Source organism: Kineococcus vitellinus (assembly GCF_009906315.1).
In the GTDB taxonomy this organism is placed as follows: domain Bacteria; phylum Actinomycetota; class Actinomycetes; order Actinomycetales; family Kineococcaceae; genus Kineococcus; species Kineococcus vitellinus.
Window position 1 is genome coordinate 1 of the sequence record NZ_JAAALL010000409.1, and the last position, 2,965, is coordinate 2,965.

Here is a 2,965-nt window from a genome sequence, read left to right on the forward strand (position 1 = left end):
GCCGAGCCCTCCACCGCCGAGCCCTCCACCGCCGAGCCCTCCACCGCCGAGCCCTCCACCGCCGAGCCCTCCACCGCCGAGCCCTCCAGTGGCGCCTGCGCCAGCCACTGCTGCAGCACCCTGATCGCCTGCTCGACATTCGGCTGGTGGATCAGCTCCTCGGCGCGCCGACTGGCCTGCTCATGCTCGATCTGCTGTAGCCGGCGTCGAGTGCCGGTGCGGCAGTGCGGCGGGTGCTGGTCAGGATGTCCTCCTGGAGGGGCGTCTCCGGTCGCGGTCTCCAGCATCGGTGACGTCAGCTGTCCGCGGTAGTGCTCGCTCATGGCGCGCGGCGTGCGTCGTCCAGTCCTGACGCGTGATGCTCAGACGTACCCCCACGACGTCGGCCCGTCGGGCATCGTCTCGTCCGCCCCCTGCAGGTCGAAGGTCACCGGGACGAAGACCGCCTCGACGTACCCCTCACCGGCAGTACCCGTCGTCGACTCCGGCACCGCCGGCGACACCTCGATGTCCTCGATGCGCGGCGGATCCGCAGCCCAGACATCACCGTCGGCGTAGGACCCGGTCGTCAGCGACGCCGCGCCGGACTCGTCGTGCTCCTGCAGCGCGCCGAGATAGCTGCGCACCACATCCTCCGGTGAGGTCGAAGCACTCACCAACACCGCCCCCGCGGGGTCGGTGTCGCCAGGCGACCCGCCGCACCCGGTGAGCAGGGCCGTGTTCAGCGCGAGGACAGCGGGGATGAGCGGTCGGTGGGTCACCTTCCCGGTGTAGCACCGGCCGGTTGCTGAGCGCAGCCATGCGCGAGAACGCGCACCGCGTGTCCACAGGACCCAGCAACACCTCACGGTCATCCCGCAGACCTCGCGCGTCTGTCGATGTCCGGACCTCGCGAGACCGCCGAGGGTGATGCACGAGTCACCTTGGCGACGGCATCCTGACGAGGTGACCGACCGCCACCCTGACCTGGCCGACGATGCCAAGGCCTCGCTGTTGGCCGCCGGCATCGGTGGCAGCCTGCTGGTGGTCACCGTGCCCGTCTTCTTCTCAGCCGTGATGTGGCCGGTCCTCGACCCTGGCGCGGTCCCCGCTGCAGTCCTGGTGGCGATGGCAGCTGTGGCCACATGCACCCCGGTGGCGGTGACGGCCGTCATCGCCGCACGCCAGCGCGCCGCCGTGCGCGTCAGCGTGCTGCTGGTCGCTGTTCCGCAAGCGGTGCTGTGCGCTCCGCTGTTGCTGCTCAGCGTGCTGGGGCAGCGCTGAGCCGGCACTGACCCACGGCATCACCAGGATCAGACCGCCCGGTCATTCCGCAGACCTCGCGCGTCTGTTGAGAGGTGGTCGATCACTACGACGGTCGACCTGACAGCCCAGACGGCTGCTGGCGCCGCCGAGCATGGAACGTGGACGCCGGCTGCTACATCCCAGCAGATCAGGACCGCCCTGCTCACCGCCCCGCTCACCGCCCCGCAGATCGACCAAGGAGCTGACGCGATGAAGCCGCACCCGAGCGCAGCCGGCGTCATGGGGTACATGGCGTGCGCGGCGCTGCTGACGGCCTGCTCGGCGTCCTCGCTCTCAGCCGGCCTGGAGGGTCCCCTGCTGGTCTCCCAGGGCAGCTGGGACGCCGCGATGACCGCGGCCATCGGGGGTCCGCTCGCCGAGGTCGGCGCCTGCATCGGGATCGGGGAGTCGATGGTGGTGTGGCCCGACGGCGTCGGCTGGGACGAGGAGAGCCAGTCGCTGGTGCTCGCCGACGGCACGCGGGTCGCGCTGGGCAGCCGGGTCTACGGAGGTGGGGGCTCGATGCCGACCTCCGCGATCAACTCGCTGTTCGACTCGCAGGCGGCGGAGGGGTTGCGCGAGTGCGAGGTTGAGGTGGGTGCAGAGGTGATGGTGTTCAACGTGGGCGGCAGCGTCTCCAGCACGCCGCTGCCCTGAGGCTGCATTCAATGCGCAAGCCCGGGTCGCGGTCATGGCGCTCTCCGGTGACGGCCCTTCACCCTGTTGGGAGATGGACCACCTGGAGCACGCTCGTCGGGCTACCTTCCTCAGGTGGCCGCAGCCGAGCGCAGTCCCCGACCGCACCAGCTGGACCTCGAGCACTTGCGCACCGCCCTCAACGGCGTCGTCGACCTCGCCATCGAGCGCTTCGGAGCACGCCTGGACGTGGACGCGGTGGCCAGCTACAACGACTACTACTGGCACCTGCCCGTCGACACCGCCTACGCCATGGACGACGACCCCGGCCTGCACATCGACGTCGGGCAGAGCAGCGACGACCTCCAAGAACTCGCCGAGATGATCGACCAGCCCCACGAGCAGGTGCTGCAGCACTCGGTGCAGCACCTGGTGGGGTTGCTGAACCTGGTGGCCTTCCTCGACGACCCGCGCCCCGGCCGACGACGGCCACCAGGCACGACGCCCACACCGCTACCGGTACCGCCGGAGGACCCGGAGGACCCGGAGGACCCGGAGGACACCGAAGCGGCCAACGACTGAGAGCTGGACAGCGTCGGAAGCATCACGGGTGCGATGAGCAAGCCACCGCACGGTCACCGCGCGGGCCGCGCTGCGCGCGGTTACGGCGCAGCCAGGATGTCGACGACCTCGCGATCTTGCCGATGACCAAGCAGACGGTGGTCTGGTGATCAGGCAGTAGGGTTTCTAGTCGAAGCCGAGCAGCGAAGTCGGCCACAGCGCAGGATGCACTCATGGGCCGGACACCGGTGAACTTGCACAGCATCGTGGCAGGGGCGGCCCTGGCGGTTGCTCTGGCCGGCTGCGGCGAGGGCGGCGACCTTGCCTTCCACAACGACGGCCCCGACGACGTGAGCGTCGTTTCCAGCGGGGAGACCTTTACCTTACAGGCGGATGGCGGGATGGTGATCCTCGATACGGGATGCGCGGACGGGGATGTCTCGGGCACCTTCTCCTCGGGCAAGACCGCCACCGTCCCAGGCCC

5 protein-coding genes and 1 pseudogene are annotated in these 2,965 nt (G+C 69.9%); 4 read left to right on the top strand and 2 right to left on the bottom strand.

What is annotated here, in order from left to right:
• Positions 1-323 (bottom strand): hypothetical protein (locus tag GTQ99_RS24495; RefSeq protein WP_205707985.1); only part of this gene is annotated, 323 nt, incomplete at its 3' end.
• A 39-nt stretch (positions 324-362) separates the two neighbouring features.
• On the bottom strand, positions 363-626 hold the full coding sequence (locus tag GTQ99_RS21670; RefSeq protein WP_166617765.1) for a hypothetical protein: 264 nt from the start codon (positions 624-626) through the stop codon (positions 363-365).
• Between the two features lie 319 nt (positions 627-945).
• Here GTQ99_RS21670 and GTQ99_RS21675 point away from each other — a divergent pair, with 319 nt between their 5' ends.
• The 4 genes and pseudogenes from GTQ99_RS21675 to GTQ99_RS21690 form a co-directional block, all read left to right on the top strand.
• The gene (locus GTQ99_RS21675; protein ID WP_166617766.1) at positions 946-1,263 is read left to right on the top strand and encodes a hypothetical protein; all 318 of its coding nucleotides are present in this window, start codon (positions 946-948) and stop codon (positions 1,261-1,263) included.
• Positions 1,264-1,494: 231 nt separating this feature from the next.
• Positions 1,495-1,941: a hypothetical protein gene (locus GTQ99_RS21680; RefSeq protein ID WP_166617767.1), complete on the top strand. Its 447-nt coding sequence runs from the start codon at positions 1,495-1,497 to the stop codon at positions 1,939-1,941.
• A gap of 114 nt (positions 1,942-2,055) precedes the next feature.
• On the top strand, positions 2,056-2,502 hold the full coding sequence (locus GTQ99_RS21685) for a hypothetical protein (RefSeq protein ID WP_166617768.1): 447 nt from the start codon (positions 2,056-2,058) through the stop codon (positions 2,500-2,502).
• Between the two features lie 212 nt (positions 2,503-2,714).
• Positions 2,715-2,965, top strand: a pseudogene (locus GTQ99_RS21690) (hypothetical protein); the annotation flags it as partial.